The organism is Castellaniella hirudinis (assembly GCF_042651965.1).
Classification (GTDB): Bacteria; Pseudomonadota; Gammaproteobacteria; order Burkholderiales; family Burkholderiaceae_B; genus Castellaniella; species Castellaniella hirudinis.
Window position 1 is genome coordinate 1 of sequence record NZ_JBHSDY010000016.1, and the last position, 1,105, is coordinate 1,105.

A 1,105-nucleotide genomic window follows, 5' to 3' on the forward strand; every position below is an offset into this window, starting at 1 on the left:
CGAAGGCAATGCAGAAGCGATTTACCGAGGAATTCAAGATCGAGGCGGTGCGCCAGACGGCTGAACGCGGCCACAAGGTTGCTGACGTTGCGGCTCGCCTGGGGGTAAGCACCTGGAGCCTGTACCAGTGGCGCAAACAGTATGCAGGCGACGAGGGCGCTCGCCGTGATGCAGGCGAACAAGCCCAGGAGGTACGGCGCCTGAAGGCGGAGTTGCGACGCGTCACCGAGGAGCGCGACATCTTAAAAAAAGCCGCGGCGTACTTCGCGAAGCAGTCCCAGTGAAGTACGCCTTTGTCCGGGATCACGCAGCCGTCTTCCCGGTGCGGCGTATGTGTGCTGTGCTTGATGTTCATCCCAGCGGGTACTACGCCTGGCATCGTTCTCCACATAGCGCCCGTGCCCTTGAGGATCGGCGGCTGGTGCAACTCATTCGCCAGAGCTGGCAGGACAGCGATCGCCTCTACGGCTATCGCAAGGTCACTCACGATCTGCGGGATCTTGGTGAGCACTGTGGCAGGCATCGAGTGGCGCGGCTCATGCGCGAGAACCGCCTGCGCTCGCAGACCGGATACAAACGGCGCCCAGGCAATCGATATGGACGCCCCAGCTTGGTGGCGGACAATCTCCTGCAGCAGCAATTTGATGTGGCGGCGCCGGATCAGGCGTGGGTCACCGACATCACCTACATCCGCACGCACGAGGGATGGCTGTATCTAGCCGTCGTGCTGGACCTCTTCGCCCGCACCGTGGTGGGTTGGTCCATGAGCAGTCGCATCGACAGCGATCTGGTGCTCAACGCCTTGCTTGCCGCCGTTTGGCGCAGACGTCCTAAGACCGAGGTCATCATCCACAGCGACCAGGGCAGCCAGTTCGGCAGCCATGACTGGCGCGACTTCCTGAAGACCCACAAACTCAAGCCTAGCATGAGTCGGCGCGGTAATTGCCACGACAACGCCGTGGCTGAGAGCTTCTTCCAGTTGCTCAAGCGCGAACGGATTCGTCGTCGCGTCTACGCCACCCGGGAGCAGGCCAGGGCCGATATCTTCGATTACATCGAGATGTTCTACAACCCGAAGAGGCGACACAGCCACGCAGGGGAGATG

1 protein-coding gene is annotated in these 1,105 nt (G+C 61.5%); it reads left to right on the top strand.

The annotated features are described in order from the left end of the window. Positions 1-8 precede the first annotated feature (8 nt). A protein-coding gene (locus ACFO0J_RS17955) for an IS3 family transposase (protein WP_376814463.1) occupies positions 9-1,105 on the top strand; the annotation gives its coding sequence in 2 pieces (ribosomal slippage) (positions 9-252 and positions 252-1,105; 1,098 coding nt annotated over the 2 pieces). This gene is flagged as partial in the annotation.